We start from the raw sequence: 15,177 nt of genomic DNA, 5'->3' as shown, positions 1-15,177 counted from the left end.
CTGCTAAGTAAAATAAATAAAAGGCGGTGTGATTATAATCATGCCGCCTTTTTATTATATTCGATTGATTATTAGCTATACTCGAGCACCATCTCCATAATCGCTGTAATCTTCTTTATACGGATCAGGTTTTTTGCGATTCATAAGTAATCCTGCTCCACTAAGTAGCATTAATAGGCCGCATATAATACCAACAATGTTTGCTATAGCAGGAATAAAAGCACTTACAATAACACCGAAGATACCTATAACAAATAGAATCCACAAAACTACATTAACTAAAGATACGTTATAAAATCGTGGATTTGGGGGCACAAAATCATCTCCATAGTCTTCCATAGTCTTATCTAAATCAAGCCAACTTGTGCGTGTATTATCACGAGGACCTTTAGCAGTTATGATCGTGTGAGGGTCTTGCATTCTAGTAGGAATAATATAGGATTTATGGCTGCTTAGATTTTTTAAGCTAAATTTATTTTTTATAGCATTTTTTTGATTTTTAGAATTATTATCGCTTGCTATACTGTTGCGTTCTTTCTTTTTTTCTTCTTTCTGAGCATGCTTTTCAAAGCTTTTTGCGCTATGTGAATTAGCAATATCATTCATATCGTCAGAATGCTCTGCAATAAAAGATGACCAATCATCATCAAAATTTCTATTGTTTTGTTTTTGATTATTCTTTAATGATTCTGACGTTAACTCGTCATCACGGCGAGGGTCGTTGGTATTCTTAGAAGAAGTCATGAACTATACTGTAGCAAGTCTTCCTGATTCTATGCTTAAAATGTTCGAAATTGGACTTGCAAGAAAGGATATGGTATGTTGTACTGGTTCTTCGTGAAGGGACTTGGGGGTATTGCCCGCATGAGGATTCATCCATCAGCGCAAGGTGTTAAAAATGTTCCTAAAAAGGGTGGAGCTATTATTGCTGCAAATCATCTTGCTGTTATTGATGACGCGCTTCTGCCATTGACTTGTCCTCGTATGATCCACTTTATGGGTAAAGCAGAATATTTTGAAGGCAAAGGTTTAAAGGGTCGTTTTAAGAAGTGGTGGTTTACTTCTGTGGGCGTTTTCCCTGTAGATCGTTCTGGAGGCGCAAAATCTCTTGGCGCTTTGAATCATGCTCGTGAAATATTAGAAAAAGGTCAGCTTTTTGGCATTCATATTGAAGGCACAAGAAGCCCAGACGGTCGTTTATATCGTGGTCATACTGGTGCTGCACGTCTTGCTCTTGAAACAGGTTGCCCGATTATACCTGTTGCAATTATTGGAACTAGAGAATTACAAGTGCATGGTCAAGTTATTCCAGCAAAAGGCAAGACTAAGGCGATTTATGGCGAGCCTATTCAAGTAGAGCGTGTTCGTGACGAAAGTGAGATCACTCACGAGCGTTTACGCGAAATTACAGATAAAGTAACTAAGTCTATTCAGCAAATGAGTGGTCAAGAATATGTTGATGAATATGCTCAAACCGTAAAAGAACGTATGCGTCAAAAACGTGAAGAAAGTAACGAAAATAAGTAAAATATAATGCTGATTCTCATGCTATTAGATTAACATTTTATATATTTAAATTTTATTTATGTTCAAATATGTAAGCGGCGAAAGTTATTGAGCTTCCGCCGCTTACATAATACTTAAGACACGCTTATATTACTGTAAGAGTAATAATAGAAGGATTTCCATTAGAATCCTTCAATGGCACTTCGCTTCCAGCTCCAGGGGATTGGAAGCGCACTACGTGCATTAAATCACCAAGTGGAGCAGAAATACGAACTTTAAGCCCTAGACTTTCAATAATCCTTCTAGCTTCATCACTGCTCTTTCCGCAAACGTTTGGCAATGTAACAGTTTTTGGACCTTTTGAAACAACAACTTTAACGCTATCGCCCCAATGTAAGTCAGAACCAGCTTCAACAGAAGCTCGGATAATCTTACCCTTTGCTACAGTATCGCTATTTTCTTCTTCGTACTTTACATCCAGCTTAGCGTCAGTCAAAGCTAAGTCAGCTTCACTCTTTGCCTTCCCAACAATATCTGGCATTTGTACAGGCTTAGGTCCCTTAGAAAGTAAAATACTTACTTCTTCGTTATGGTTCATGCGCGTGCCAGGTTTAGGGCTAATATCAATTAAGCTGCCAGCTGGTATATCTATAGAATACGTATCTCCTGACTTATCGTGAATAATGTTAGTAAAGCCTGCTTTACGCAATGTTTTCAAAGGATTTTTGCCATTGTAAGTCTTTGGATCTGTAATATCGTCCGGGATTGTAGCCTTACGAATTCCACGCGAAATTACAACATTAAGAGTGCTATTATTGTGCTTTTGAATATGGCTTCCGACAACATCAGGATTTGTTGAAACTACTTTTCCTTCTGGCACATCGTCACTATAATCTTTTGAAACTGTGTAAGGAATTCCAGCAACTTTAAGCGTGTGCTCATATCGTTGCCAATTGACATCAGTTATTTTGCAAGATGCATAATTGTTGCATTGAAGGTCGTCAGGCTTAGGTAGCGTCCAATAACTGCCAGGACCTAAGAAATACCAAAAACCACCAATAGCAGCAATTGCTAATACTCCAGCTGTACTTAAACCTGCAATAATGAAAACACGCTTTTTAGAAGAGCGGTTAGACTTGTTTCCTAAGTCCTTTTCTGTATATGACAGGCCCAATGGTTTTGTTGCATTTAATTTGTTGTTAAAATTGCGAGAGCTAATAGCAATTGTTGGCATATTGCTATCGTCAAATTCTTCTAAAGGATTATCTTGCGAATTGTATGACACATCTTCTGCATTAGTAGTATGCCATTGCATAGCTTGTGTTTTTTGAAGATTATTCGCATCGAAAGCACTGTCGGACTTTGCTAGTGAATTGTCTATTGCTACATTATTGACTTCAGGATTATGTAGATCATTATTTGTGCGTGAATCGAGTTCACCTACAGAATTATCTCTAGGCATTGCAACAGTTTCGTCTGTAGCATTTTGCAATAAAGAGTTGGAATTAGCAGAAAAATTAGAGCCTGAAGTATTTATCGCTCGTGTAGCATCTGAGTCATTATTAGGATTCAATTTGTCCGAATAATTTGCTTCAGGGGGAACACGCAAATTATTAATAGGAGAAAAGTCTGTTTCTTCTGAAAACTCTTGTGGTTCTTCTGCTTTGTATTGCCAATCTTCAGGGTTTAATTGTGTAGAAAGTGCACGTAATTTTGCTAATGCTTCACTTGCATCTTTAGGTCGTTCGTTCATGTCGCGAGCAGTGAGGTTTGCTATGAATTGTGCAACTTTTTCGCTAATTCCAGGGCAAGCTGTAGCAATTGAAGGAGTGTTTTCATGCACATGCTTGAAAACAAGCGTAACAGGATTATCTGCAGTAAAAGGCACTCTTCCTGCAAGCATTTCCCAAGCCATCATGCCCGCTGAATACAAATCACCTTGAGGAGTTGCAAGATTATGCTCAATAAGTTCAGGAGCAAGATAAGCTGCTGTGCCAAGAAGCAATCCTGTAGAAGATAATGTTGCTTGCGAAATTGCTCTAGCTAAACCGAAATCAGTAATCTGAACATGACCTCGATCGTTAATTAAAATATTTTCCGGCTTAATATCTCTATGCACAACTCCAGCATTATGTGCAGAAGCGAGACCATCCAAAGTTTCTGCAAGTAAACGCAGCGTATCTCGCACACTGAATGTGCCTTGCATATTCATTTCATAACGCAAATTAACGCCATGAACATATTCCATTACGAGATAATCGAGCCCGTCATATTCGCCTGTATCATAAACTTGTACAATATGTGGATTTGCAATTGCTGCAGCAGAAGTCGCTTCTCTGCGGAATCTAGCAATAAATTGCTGGCGATGCACCCCTTGAGCAAGTTGAGTGTGCATGATTTTAATTGCTACAGGTCTATCAAGGCGTTCATCTTCTGCTTGATACACAGTAGCCATGCCACCCTGAGCTATTTTGCGCACAATGCGATAGCGATTTTCAATGCGCATACCTGGCTGCGCCTGCGTAGCTTCATCCATTGTCACAATCCTTATACGCGTAAAACCATTTTTACTACTTACGAGTGTACAAGCAAGATAGTAAAGAAAGCTAATTTCGAGCGTTATTTGCTAAATATTATTGTACATTACGCCATGCTTCAGGTATAAATCGTTTGCTAATTTCATGCAAAATAGCTTTTCCACTGTCGCTCAATGTACTTGATTCGATTGCTTGTTGTGAATCATTCCACAGATTCTCAATTCGCTTTTTTGATTTTTCAATAGCACCAGAAGTATGGTAAATCTGTATTATTTTATTTACATCATCTTCGCTTCGAGTACTACTCGTGTAAGCTTTTAATAGTATTTCTCTTTCATTATCGTTTCCGTATTGCAAAGCATCTGCAAGAAGAACCGCACGCTTACCTTCTCTAATATCACCGCCAATAGGCTTACCTGTAATCTTGCTATCCGAAACAATATCAAGCAAATCATCAGCAATTTGGAAAGCAACACCTAACGAATTGCCAATAGAATTAGCAAGATTGTATGCTTCAGTTGGTTGCATATTTGCTGCAAGAAAGCCGAGAGTTAATGGAGCAACAGTAGTGTAACTGGCTGTTTTCCATCTAAAAACATTCAAAGATGATTCCGCAAGTTGTATTGGATTATCTAGTTGCATCATTTCTATTGACAAATCCAATACTTGACCAATACCAACATTTCTTTGCATAGACGCAAATGCTGCTAACAATTCCTCGCCATAAGTAAAATTCTTCGCACGATTTCTTGCAATATCGAAACTTTCTGTGGCAAGTAGATCTCCCAGCATTAAACCTAAGCCTGTGCCAATATGCTTATTATTGCAAGCTTTACTTAATGCACAATACGCACTAGGCTTTCCACGTCTTAAATAAGATTCGTCAATAATATCATCATGAATTAATGCAGCTGTTTGAAATACTTCTAGAGCACAAGCTATGTCAAATACAGACTGTTCATGGATTTTTTGAATATTGGTTTCTTTTGATGCAGCGCAAAATGCTGAAATCGTAAGAAGAGCTCTAAGACGTTTTCCGCCTTCGCTTGAAACAATAGCTTGCTTTATTACTTGCTGTAGTATTTGCGCACATGTGGATGAAAGATTATTTTCTAATCCCGTATTAAATTGCTGAGAAATTAAAAAAGTAATTCTAGATTCAATATCGTTAAGACTGTAATTGTTGCCTATAAATGTGCTCATATTATGAAAGTTATCCACAGGGCTGAACATTACAAAACGCAGTTATTATTATGGTTTAATAAGCTTTTCACCGCGGAAATAGTTTTTTATTGAATGCTGACTCATATCTTGAGAAACTTCAATATATCAAAAATGCTATTGCATAGTTTGATTATCAAAATAAAGAATCATGTAAAAAATGAGGGGGAGTATGCATGGAAATTGTAGAGGATGATTTGAAAACGAAGATATCGCATAATTGTATTGATGACTTTGATATGCAAAGTCTTATGCAAATTTATGGTGAAAGTGCTAATTCTTTTAATGGTTGTTTAGATTTTGCAGGTTCAGAAGATTTTGAAAGTTTTGCTGGAAGAGAAATTTCAGATATTAATGGGACTATATATCCTTCCAAAGAGTGCAGCTTTTTTATGACTTTTTCTAAGGAATATATTTACAACAACTGTAGTGATAGTGCGCAATGGATTAAAGGATTAGAATATTGGGTTCCGGCAGTTTCGGAAGCTTTTATAGAAAATGTTGATCAAAATGGCAAGCAATATGCTATTAGAGATATTGCAAGCAGAGCACTTATGCGATGGTACAACATGTTTGCTTACGATGAAAAAATGTTTGGATATGATTTAGTAAATCTGCCAATAGCAATGTTGCATAATATTAATGTTCGTGATGCAATGCTTATTTCTATTCTGGATGAAAATCAAGAATGGTATGACGAAAAAACTTTGTCGGAATTTGCTTGGTGCCCTCATACACCTGAAGTATCTCGTAATTTGCGGCATTGTTTAGAAGCAAAATTCACTCAAACAAATAATAAGCCTGATATAAAGAGAGCTATTTTCGCGTGCAAAATTTTAAAATCTATGGCTATTATTACTAGAAGCATTCCAAAATTATCTGTGCAAGTTTACGCTTTGTTAGCTTATATCAGCTGGTGGTTTAGGCTCGGAGAAGTAAAATATTATTGTGATTGTGCATTGCGCATTGATCCTGATTGTTCTATGGCAAAAATAGTGTGTGGAGCATTCGAAAATGGTCTTGAGCCAGCATGGATTGAATAATTCGCCACGCCGCAAAAATTAGTTGTGGAATAATCGTCTTGCTTAAATGGTTTACTACTTAAGGTAAAACTTGCCCTTGCATGAACTATGCCTATATGCGTTACAAGGGGATAATACAGGAGGAACAGTTTGACGAGTGAAGTTGGATTAACGGTCGACAGCGACGAAATGCAAGATGATACTAAGCCTGTAAAAACTCGCAAGGCTAGCGCTGCGCGTAAAACCAGTACTCGAACTTCGTCAGCTGATAGCAAGACGCGCAGTTCTCGCTCAAAGAAAACTGAAGACAACAAGATTGATACTGAATCAGTATCGGCTGATGCTGAACATGACGAAACTGAAGATAGCGTAGATATTGAATCTCAAGATCAATTATCTATTGACGATTCTTTAGATGACGATTCACATCTTGATGTTGATGATGAACATTTGAATCTTGATGATTTGGACGATATTCAGCCAGAAGATATATCTGATGTTGACGATTTAAGCGATATTGACGTTGCAGATGATCTTGATGATGAAGAGTCTGAAGATCTTGATGAAATTGATGATCACGACGAAATTAAGCATGATGCTCCGCAAGTGCCACAAGCAAAAGGCGCATTTGTTGTACGTGATGATGACGATGACGATAATCTAACTCCATCTGGTAATCCTAAGCGTCGTGTAATTGCTACAGGTGCTACTGCGGATCCTGTTAAGGATTATCTAAAGCAGATAGGTAGAGTTAGCTTGCTTAATGCTGAGCAAGAAGTTGATTTGTCAGAGCGTATTGAAGCTGGATTGTATGCTCAGCATTTGCTTGATACTCAAATTGATCAAATGGAGTTTAAGCGTAAACGTGAGCTTAAGTGGGCTGCAGCAGATGGCAAGAAAGCTAAAGATCATCTTCTTGAAGCAAACTTGCGTCTTGTTGTTTCTCTTGCTAAGCGTTATACCGGTCGAGGCATGCTTTTCCTTGATTTAATTCAGGAAGGTAACCTTGGTTTGATTCGTGCAGTTGAAAAGTTCGACTGGAAGAAGGGCTTTAAGTTCTCAACCTACGCAACTTGGTGGATTCGCCAGGCTATTACGCGTGCTATGGCAGATCAGGCTCGTACTATTCGAGTTCCAGTGCATATGGTTGAGGTTATTAATAAGCTTTCTAGGGTTCAGCGTCAAATGCTTCAAGATTTAGGTCGTGAACCTACGCCGGATGAGCTTGCTCGCGAACTAGATATGCCAGTAGAAAAGGTTCAGGAAGTACAAAAATACGGTCGTGAGCCAATTTCTTTGCACACTCCTCTGGGCGAGGATGGCGATTCCGAGTTCGGTGATTTGATTGAAGATACTGACGCAATCGCACCGTCTGATGCTGTTGCGTTCTCGCTCCTTCAAGAACAGTTCAGGCAAGTTTTGGAAACTTTGGCTCCTAGGGAGGCTGGAGTTATTAAGATGCGCTACGGCTTGGAAGATGGTCAGCCAAAAACTTTAGACGATATTGGTCGCGTTTATGGTGTTACTCGTGAACGTATCCGTCAAATTGAGTCTAAAACAATGTCTAAGCTGCGTCATCCTTCTAGATCGCAAACTTTGCGTGACTTCTTAGATCAGTGATTGTGTGAAGTTATATTACAAAGTGTCGTATTGTTGCTTTTGCGATAGTACGACACTTATTGCTTAAAATAATCGGTTGTACGTTTAATAAGTGCAAGGGGTAGAAGTGGTCTCTCATAAAGAGCAGTATGATGCCGACAGTTTGACAGTGCTAGAAGGCTTAGATGCTGTAAGAAAGCGTCCAGGCATGTATATTGGCACTACAGACAGCCAAGGCTTAATGCATTGCCTTTGGGAGATTATTGATAATGCGGTTGACGAGGCTTTGGCGGGTGCTTGTGACCATATTATTGTTACTCTTCACGATGATGGATCTATTGAAGTTGCAGATAACGGTCGTGGTATTCCAGTAGATGTTGAGCCAAAAACAAAGCTCACTGGCGTTGAAGTTGTTCTAACTAAGCTTCACGCTGGAGCAAAGTTTGGTAACGCTTCTTATAATGCTGCAGGCGGTTTGCACGGTGTTGGATCTTCTGTTGTAAACGCTTTAAGCTTGCGTTTAGATGTTGAAGTCGATAGAGACGGTAAAACGCATCATATGGCGTTCCATCAAGGGCATCCTGGTGTGTATAGCGATGCTGACCCAGAGCATCCATCTCCAGTCTCTCCATTTAAGCGTACGCGTAAGAACAAGCCTACTGAGCTTGAAATTATTGGCACTGTTTCGCCAAAAACTACCGGAACTCGTGTACGCTACTGGGCGGATCCAGAAATTTTTAATTCGACTGCGCATTTCAGCTATGAGCAGCTTATTGCTCGCGTGCGTCAAACAAGTTTCCTGGTTCCAGGCTTAAAAATTACTGTTATTGACGAGCATGTTCCTGAAGGTGAATCTGCAAATATTGAAGAAATTGATTCTACTAAAGATGATGTTGCGGAAAATAATATTGCAGAAGATAATATTGCAGAAAATAATCTTCTTGAAAATCAGCCTGATAATATCGATGACTCTGTGCCTGAATTTGAAGAATTAGAATCTGAAACAGCATTAGAAGATGAAGATAAGTCTGAATATGTGTCTGAAGATAGCGAGTCTGAATACAATAAATCTGAAGAATCAACAGCACAATCTATTGCAAATGCTGAGTCTGCTAACTCAGTGCAGAATAAGCGTCACCCTCGCGTTATTGAGTTTTTGCACAACGGTGGTGTTAAAGATTTCGTTGATTTTCTTTCAAAAGGTGAAGCAGTATCCGATATTTGGCGCATTTCTGGCGAAGATACTTATATAGAAGAAACGCAAGCCGTTGACTCTTCTGGTGAATTACACGCGCAGCAAGTAACTCGAAAATGCGGTGTTGATATTGCAATGCGCTGGGTAAACGGATACGATTCAACGATTATTAGTTTCGTAAACGTTGTTGAAACTCCTGGCGGAGGTATGCACGTTGACGGCTTTATGCAGGGATTAACTAAGCAAATTCGTAAAGCCGTGGAAGATAATGCTAGAAAGCTTAAAGTAAATCTTAAAGACGCCAACACAAAAATTGAGCGCGATGACATTATGGCAGGATTGGTAGCAGTCGTAACTGTTCGCATTGCTGAGCCTCAATTCCAAGGTCAAACTAAGGATGTTCTTGGAACTGCTCAAGTTAAGCCAATCGTTACCAAAATGACTGACGCTCAATTCGGTGAGATGATTACCGGTTCTAAGAGAGGATTCAAAGAGCAGTCTTCTAGAGTTTTGGAAAAAATAGTTTCCGAAATGCATGCGCGTATTCAAGCGCGTAAAACTAAGGAAGTTACCCGCAGAAAGAACGCTCTTGAGTCTGCTTCAATGCCGCCGAAACTTTCTGACTGCCAGCCTGGAAACGACGATGTTGCAGAACTTTTCATCGTCGAGGGCGATTCTGCACTTGGCACTGCAAAAGCTGCTAGAAACTCTGCTTTCCAAGCTCTTCTTCCAATTCGCGGTAAGATTTTGAACGTGCAAAAGGCAAGTCTTGCACAAATGCTTTCCAACAAAGAGTGCGCTGCAATTATTCAGGTTGTTGGAGCAGGATCTGGCGCAAGTTTCGATATTTCACAAGCACGTTATAACAAGATTGTTATGATGACCGATGCAGATGTTGACGGCGCGCATATTCGTATTTTGCTGCTGACGCTGTTCTACCGTTATATGCGCCCGCTTATTGAGCATGGCCATGTTTATGCTGCAGTGCCACCTCTTCACAGGATTGCGCTCGCTGGAAAGCGCAAGGGCGAGTATATTTACACGTATTCCGACGATGAATTGGCTGGAAAGCTTGATGATTTGCAAGCTAAAGGCATTGATTTTAACAGCGATATTCAGCGTTACAAGGGCTTGGGCGAGATGGATGCAGATCAGCTTGCAGACACAACCATGGATCCTAGAACTCGCATGCTTCGAAGGATTCGTATGGAAGATGCTCAGCAAGCGAGTGAAGTATTTGATTTGCTAATGGGCGATGATGTTCCTCCGCGCAAGCAGTTTATTGTTGATAACGCAGACGACTTCGATCGTTCCAAAATCGATACCTGATATCGGCATGTTGTTTGCATTGCATTATGTTGCCTTGTATATTTATATTCCTTATATTGCTTTATGAGGGCGTGTTTGCGTTAGAAATATGAAGTACTGATGTTAGGGAATTTTTATGATTAACCTTCTTCTTGCTGTTATTTATCTTGCTTTTATAAGCTTGGGTTTGCCGGATGCTCTTCTTGGAGCTGCGTGGCCTACGATGAGTCATGATGTTGGTGCGCAAATTTCTTGGGCTGGTGGAATATCAATGGTTATTTCTGCAGGAACAATTGTTTCTGCGCTGCTATCTAATAGGTTTACGCATAAGTTTGGCCCTGGGAAGGTTACGCTTATTTCAGTTGCTTTAACAGCTTTAGCGTTACTAGGTTTTTCTTTTGCTCCGAATTATCTTGTGCTTATTTTTCTAGCTATACCATACGGTTTAGGTGCTGGAGGAGTGGATGCGGCTCTTAATAATTACGTTGCAATTCACTATGAAAGCTGGCACATGAGCTGGCTTCACTGCATGTGGGGAATTGGTGCTTCCGCAGGTCCTTATGTTATGGGTTTCGCACTTTCTCACGGTCAGCGCTGGCCTGCAGGCTACCAGTATATTGCTGTTATACAAATTGCTCTCACTCTTGTGTTATTCATAAGTTTGCCGCTGTGGAAAAATAATAATAAAAAGGCAGAGACGCATAATCTTACTGAGGTAAAGAAACAATCTTCTGGGATGCTATCTTACGCAGAAGTTTTGCGCATTCCAGGAGCTAAGAATATTCTTATTATGTTCTTTTGCTATTGTGCGTTGGAGCAAACTGCAGGATTGTGGGCTAGTAGTTACATGGTTTTGCATGGAGGAGTTAGCCGCATTGTTGCGGCAGGTTGGGCAAGCTTGTTTTATGTTGGCATTACAGTTGGTCGTTTTGTAAGCGGATTTCTTACTATGCGTTTTAACGATGCAACGATGATTCGTATTGGGCAGTGCGTAATGCTTATGGGCATTCTAGTATTGTTGCTGCCTTTGCCGAATCATATTGAGCTTATTGCAGGATTTGTAATTATTGGACTAGGCTGCGCTCCAGTTTACCCATGCATTATTCATTCCACGCCGCATTATTTTGGTGCAGATAAGTCTCAAGCTATTGTTGGCATGCAAATGGCAAGCGCATATATTGGGTCTATGGTAATGCCTGCGATTTTTGGACTAATTGCGCAGAATGTTTCTATGGTGCTTCTTCCGGCTTATTTGCTTATTCTTCTCGCTGTAATGACTTTTATGCACGTGCGCTTGCTTCGAACTTGCGAAAGTTGAGCGTGAAAGTATTTGTATGCGCGATTGCTTATATTTTTTTGATGTAGACTTGTGTTAGATGTGTTATGTGTGCTAGGTGTGTTAGAACTTGTTGTATACGCATTATCTAGTAGATGTATTTCTAATAATGTTTTTACAAAAGGAGGGGTTATGAATGATATTAAGCAAGAAGTCTTTGACAAAGATAAGCTTGATTTTGCAATATTTTGTATTGAAAATGTTGCTAAGAAGCTTAATCAAAACCCTCGCGATACGTATGATGCTTTGACTAAGAAGAGTAATATTCTTATGTCTTATATTGTTCCATCTTATGACGTTTTGCACACTCAAGGCAAAGAGTATATTACAAACGATATTATTTCCTTCATGCGCGAAAAAGGTGTAAAAGTATGATTGTTTATCACGGTTCTTTTATGCCTGTTGAATTTCCAGATGTATTGCATTCGCGTAAAGATGTTGATTTTGGCGCAGGATTCTACGTTACATCAATACGTAGTCAGGCTGATAATTGGGCGAAGAAATTTATTCGCAAGGACAAAGATGCTTTTGTTTCTTCTTATAATTTTGACAATAATGTTCTTAATGAATTATCTGTTCTTAAGTTTGATTCATATTCTGAAGAATGGCTTAATTTCATACTTAATGCTCGTTCTGGAAATGATACAAGCAGTTTTGATGTAGTAATTGGCGGTGTAGCAAACGATAAGGTTTATAACACACTTGAATTGTTTTTTGATGATTTAATTACTAAGTCTGAAGCTTTAGGCAGACTAAAATATGAAAAACCTAATAATCAAATATGTTTTAGAAGTCAAAAAGCTATTGATTTGTGTCTTACATACATAAAAAGCGAGTGTGTAAATAGTAAGTTTTTAGGGGAGTGATGGATTTTGAAGGCGAATCCTATTTTGTTGCAAAAGAAGTATGCTAGGGTTGTAAGTCTTCTGGCTGAGCGTGCTGGGTTGAGTTATGAGCAGGCGCTTGACGTGTTTTACCATTCTGTTACTTACGATTTGATGCGTAATGGTATTTCGGATATGCATTGTATGAGCGACGGATATTTGGTTCAAGATTTGCTTGATGAGATGCATAATTCTAAAATGTGTGTTAATGCATGACTTTTGTAATAAATTAAACGATTGTGTGATATACCATGCTTGCATTTGTATTTCGACTATAAAGCGTACAATGTGTATACGTTTTTACATTATCTCGTTATCTATTTTTTAAGAGGGTAAATGAATAAGAGAACTGGTCTTATGTTGACTAGCACTATGATGGGTATTGCTACTGCTGCTTGTGCTTTCTGCATGGCGCAAAGTGCGAATGCTGCCGAAACTTCAGCTTCTTCTGGTGTTAATACGACTGTAAATTCTTCTACAAATAATTCTTCTACCACAGCTTCTAATACAGAAACTTCCTCTACAGAAGGTTCTTCTTCCGTAACTTCTTATAACGCAGCTTCTAATACGCCCAATGGGGGGGGTCTGCTTTAGATAGCACTTCCGCAAAACCTTCTGGAAATACTGTACCTTCCAAGTCTAGCGAAACTGCAAAAACTGCCGAAACCACAAAATCTACTAAATCTTCTAAAGCTTCTGAATCTGTAACTGATGCTGAAAATTCTGAAAATGCTAGACTTACACAAACTCTTATAGATGTAAGCAATACTAATCTTCAAACAAATAATCGTGAAGATAGAAGCGTACACGCATCTGCAGAATCTAAAGCAGCATCAACTGATTCGGGTACTACAGATGATGCATCTTTAACTTGGACGAAGGACGACTTTAACATTTCTGACGATGGTAAAACTATTGGAGGTAGGAAAAATGTTTATTATCCGGAGACCGGTCAAACGGTAAATGAGTATGTGGACGGACTTAGTGCCAAAGGCAAGGAGAAACTTAAGAAAAATCATCATGTTGTGATTCCTGAGGGTATTGAGGTAATTCATGAATGTGCTTTTACCGGTCAGGCTGACAAAGTCGGGAATAAGCATAAACACGTTGACGGCGAGACTTATATTGAGGGTGTCACTCTTCCGCAATCTCTTAGAATAATAGAATATGGAGCTTTTGGTTGGAATAAAATTAAAGGAACCGTTGTTATTCCAAAAAATGTGGTTTCAGTAAGCGATGCAGCCTTTGTTGCTAATGAAATTGAAAAAGTTGTGTTTGAAGGCGTGCTTGATGATAAGGGAAAAGAGCACGATACAGATACTAATCCGTATTATCTTGCTGGAGTTGGTAGTGTTGCTTTCCAAGGTAATAAAATTTCTGAAATTGTCGTAAAAGGTAATTTAGGACAATATAAGTTTCGCTCAGGGGAAAATGATTCACCGTTTGACAATCAAAATCCTGGACCTTTCACTATTGAAGTGGGAGAGGAATACAAAAGTCCTATCAAAATTACGCAAGAAAGCGCTGGTCATACAATCAGTGTTATGGAGGGTTTTGAGGAGAATGGAAATCCTGTAACGATTGACCTCTCACCATATTTTAAGAAAAATGCTGATGGCAAATATGTAGCTGTAAAAACTGGCACACTTGAAGGTCAGTGCATTTTTTATGACTTTGTTCAGCGTGTGCCTAGGATGATTGGTAGATCGCATTTTACGTACAACATTGTTCCTAAAGCTACGATTTACACAGTTACTTTTGTAAATGGCGCTAATTCTCATTATGCTTCTGTGCAAGTTAAGGAAGGCAAAAGCATAAACGATAAGAGTGTTGATAGTCAGTCTATGCCTAAAGATCCTACGAAGATTGGGTACACTTTTGAAGGGTGGAATGAAGATCAAGACGGTACTGGTGCAGTGTTCCTTGCCAGCACTAGTGTAAACAAAAATTTGAAAGTTTACTCCATTTTTAAGAATTACTTACCAGTTATTACAGTTCAGAATAAGACTATTACTGAGGGTAATTCACTCGATTTGAATAGTCTTGTTGTGTCTGTTAGTGATATTGAGGATAATTCTATAACAACTAAGGTTAAGCGTATTAGTGACGGTGGTTTTAATAACAATGTTCCAGGCGTTTACACTATCACGTTTAGCGTAACGGACAATGGCGGTGCTACTGCAACAACAGTTGCAACAGTAACTGTTAATAAGAAGCCAACGCCTCTAATTCCACCAGCTCCTGCGCCGGAACCGGAGCTAACTCCAACTCCTGTTCCACTTCCTGAGTCGTCGGCCCCTGTCGCTCCAGGTCCGATTCTGACACCTTCTGAGCCTGAGCCAGAACCTGAGTCTGCTCCAGCTCTTTCGCAACCGGAGCAACCGGAAGCTAAGCGCGTTGTTAAGCATCTTCCTAAAACTGGCTCTTCAGTAGCTATGGTAATAAATTATTTGTTTGCATCTGTGACTGCAGGAATTTTTGCACTTGTAGAAGCTAGAAAATCACTTCGCAGATATTCCAAGCATGCTCGCAAAAACTAGCTTTAAAAAGTGTAAAACTAGCAAGCAAA

The 15,177-nt window shown here is 39.3% G+C and carries 14 protein-coding genes; 10 read left to right on the top strand and 4 right to left on the bottom strand.

All coding sequences use genetic code 11. The features are described 5' to 3' along the window. Window positions 1-75: 75 nt before the first annotated feature. Window positions 76-744: a hypothetical protein gene (locus HXT32_RS03545; protein ID WP_422118897.1), complete on the bottom strand. Its 669-nt coding sequence runs from the start codon at window positions 742-744 to the stop codon at window positions 76-78. A gap of 75 nt (window positions 745-819) precedes the next feature. On the opposite strand from HXT32_RS03545, the gene HXT32_RS03540 reads away from it, so the two are divergent. Then, complete coding sequence (locus tag HXT32_RS03540; protein WP_032842512.1) at window positions 820-1,527, top strand: lysophospholipid acyltransferase family protein; 708 nt, start codon at window positions 820-822, stop codon at window positions 1,525-1,527. A 124-nt stretch (window positions 1,528-1,651) separates the two neighbouring features. Here the strand turns inward: HXT32_RS03540 and HXT32_RS03535 are convergent, their stop codons facing one another. Together HXT32_RS03535 and HXT32_RS03530 are read right to left on the bottom strand one after the other, a co-directional pair. Continuing rightward, window positions 1,652-4,042, bottom strand: a complete 2,391-nt coding sequence (locus tag HXT32_RS03535) for a protein kinase domain-containing protein (RefSeq protein WP_422118896.1) — start codon at window positions 4,040-4,042, stop codon at window positions 1,652-1,654. Window positions 4,043-4,139: 97 nt separating this feature from the next. Further along, window positions 4,140-5,246 (bottom strand): polyprenyl synthetase family protein, encoded by a 1,107-nt coding sequence (locus HXT32_RS03530; RefSeq protein ID WP_421779265.1) that lies wholly within the window; start codon window positions 5,244-5,246, stop codon window positions 4,140-4,142. 194 nt (window positions 5,247-5,440) lie between these two features. On the opposite strand from HXT32_RS03530, the gene HXT32_RS03525 reads away from it, so the two are divergent. The 8 genes from HXT32_RS03525 (at window position 5,441) to HXT32_RS03490 (ending at window position 13,202) form a co-directional block, all read left to right on the top strand. After that, a complete protein-coding gene (locus HXT32_RS03525) occupies window positions 5,441-6,307 on the top strand; it encodes a hypothetical protein (protein WP_012914115.1) in 867 nt (288 codons plus the stop codon). Between the two features lie 129 nt (window positions 6,308-6,436). Beyond that, window positions 6,437-7,906, top strand: a complete 1,470-nt coding sequence (locus HXT32_RS03520; RefSeq protein ID WP_410310451.1) for an RNA polymerase sigma factor — start codon at window positions 6,437-6,439, stop codon at window positions 7,904-7,906. 106 nt (window positions 7,907-8,012) lie between these two features. Continuing rightward, a complete protein-coding gene (locus tag HXT32_RS03515; RefSeq protein ID WP_116773746.1) occupies window positions 8,013-10,409 on the top strand; it encodes a DNA gyrase/topoisomerase IV subunit B in 2,397 nt (798 codons plus the stop codon). Window positions 10,410-10,524: 115 nt separating this feature from the next. Next, window positions 10,525-11,706, top strand: coding sequence for an MFS transporter (locus HXT32_RS03510; RefSeq protein ID WP_012914118.1), 1,182 nt, complete (start codon window positions 10,525-10,527; stop codon window positions 11,704-11,706). Window positions 11,707-11,856: 150 nt separating this feature from the next. After that, a complete protein-coding gene (locus tag HXT32_RS03505; protein WP_012914119.1) occupies window positions 11,857-12,099 on the top strand; it encodes a DUF3791 domain-containing protein in 243 nt (80 codons plus the stop codon). Next, window positions 12,096-12,590: a DUF3990 domain-containing protein gene (locus HXT32_RS03500; protein ID WP_012914120.1), complete on the top strand. Its 495-nt coding sequence runs from the start codon at window positions 12,096-12,098 to the stop codon at window positions 12,588-12,590. Before HXT32_RS03505 ends, HXT32_RS03500 begins: the two co-directional genes overlap by 4 nt. A 6-nt stretch (window positions 12,591-12,596) precedes the next feature. Further along, window positions 12,597-12,824 carry a DUF3791 domain-containing protein gene (locus HXT32_RS03495; protein ID WP_004111475.1) on the top strand — a complete coding sequence of 76 codons (228 nt, stop codon included), beginning with the start codon at window positions 12,597-12,599 and terminating at the stop codon, window positions 12,822-12,824. A 120-nt stretch (window positions 12,825-12,944) separates the two neighbouring features. Then, the gene (locus HXT32_RS03490) at window positions 12,945-13,202 is read left to right on the top strand and encodes a hypothetical protein (protein WP_421788761.1); all 258 of its coding nucleotides are present in this window, start codon (window positions 12,945-12,947) and stop codon (window positions 13,200-13,202) included. Here the strand turns inward: HXT32_RS03490 and HXT32_RS03485 are convergent. Next, on the bottom strand, window positions 13,171-13,374 hold the full coding sequence (locus HXT32_RS03485; RefSeq protein WP_422119858.1) for a hypothetical protein: 204 nt from the start codon (window positions 13,372-13,374) through the stop codon (window positions 13,171-13,173). The two genes, HXT32_RS03490 and HXT32_RS03485, sit on opposite strands and share 32 nt — an antisense overlap. 205 nt (window positions 13,375-13,579) lie before the next feature. Between HXT32_RS03485 and HXT32_RS03480 the strand changes: the two genes are divergently transcribed. Further along, window positions 13,580-15,148 (top strand): InlB B-repeat-containing protein, encoded by a 1,569-nt coding sequence (locus HXT32_RS03480; protein ID WP_421788762.1) that lies wholly within the window; start codon window positions 13,580-13,582, stop codon window positions 15,146-15,148. Window positions 15,149-15,177 lie beyond the last annotated feature (29 nt).

It is taken from the genome of Gardnerella sp. DNF00747 (genome assembly GCF_049262675.1).
GTDB lineage: Bacteria > Actinomycetota > Actinomycetes > Actinomycetales > Bifidobacteriaceae > Bifidobacterium > Bifidobacterium swidsinskii.
Note: the sequence above shows the minus strand (reverse complement) of the source record. Positions and strands in the feature narration are given on the sequence as shown.

Coding starts and splice junctions, on each gene's coding strand:
- HXT32_RS03545 (WP_422118897.1), bottom strand. CDS start 744: ATGACTTCTTCTAAGAATACCAACGACCCTCGCCGTGATGACGAGTTA.
- HXT32_RS03525 (WP_012914115.1), top strand. CDS start 5,441: ATGGAAATTGTAGAGGATGATTTGAAAACGAAGATATCGCATAATTGT.
- HXT32_RS03500 (WP_012914120.1), top strand. CDS start 12,096: ATGATTGTTTATCACGGTTCTTTTATGCCTGTTGAATTTCCAGATGTA.
- HXT32_RS03505 (WP_012914119.1), top strand. CDS start 11,857: ATGAATGATATTAAGCAAGAAGTCTTTGACAAAGATAAGCTTGATTTT.
- HXT32_RS03510 (WP_012914118.1), top strand. CDS start 10,525: ATGATTAACCTTCTTCTTGCTGTTATTTATCTTGCTTTTATAAGCTTG.
- HXT32_RS03535 (WP_422118896.1), bottom strand. CDS start 4,042: ATGGATGAAGCTACGCAGGCGCAGCCAGGTATGCGCATTGAAAATCGC.
- HXT32_RS03490 (WP_421788761.1), top strand. CDS start 12,945: ATGAATAAGAGAACTGGTCTTATGTTGACTAGCACTATGATGGGTATT.
- HXT32_RS03540 (WP_032842512.1), top strand. CDS start 820: ATGTTGTACTGGTTCTTCGTGAAGGGACTTGGGGGTATTGCCCGCATG.
- HXT32_RS03530 (WP_421779265.1), bottom strand. CDS start 5,246: ATGAGCACATTTATAGGCAACAATTACAGTCTTAACGATATTGAATCT.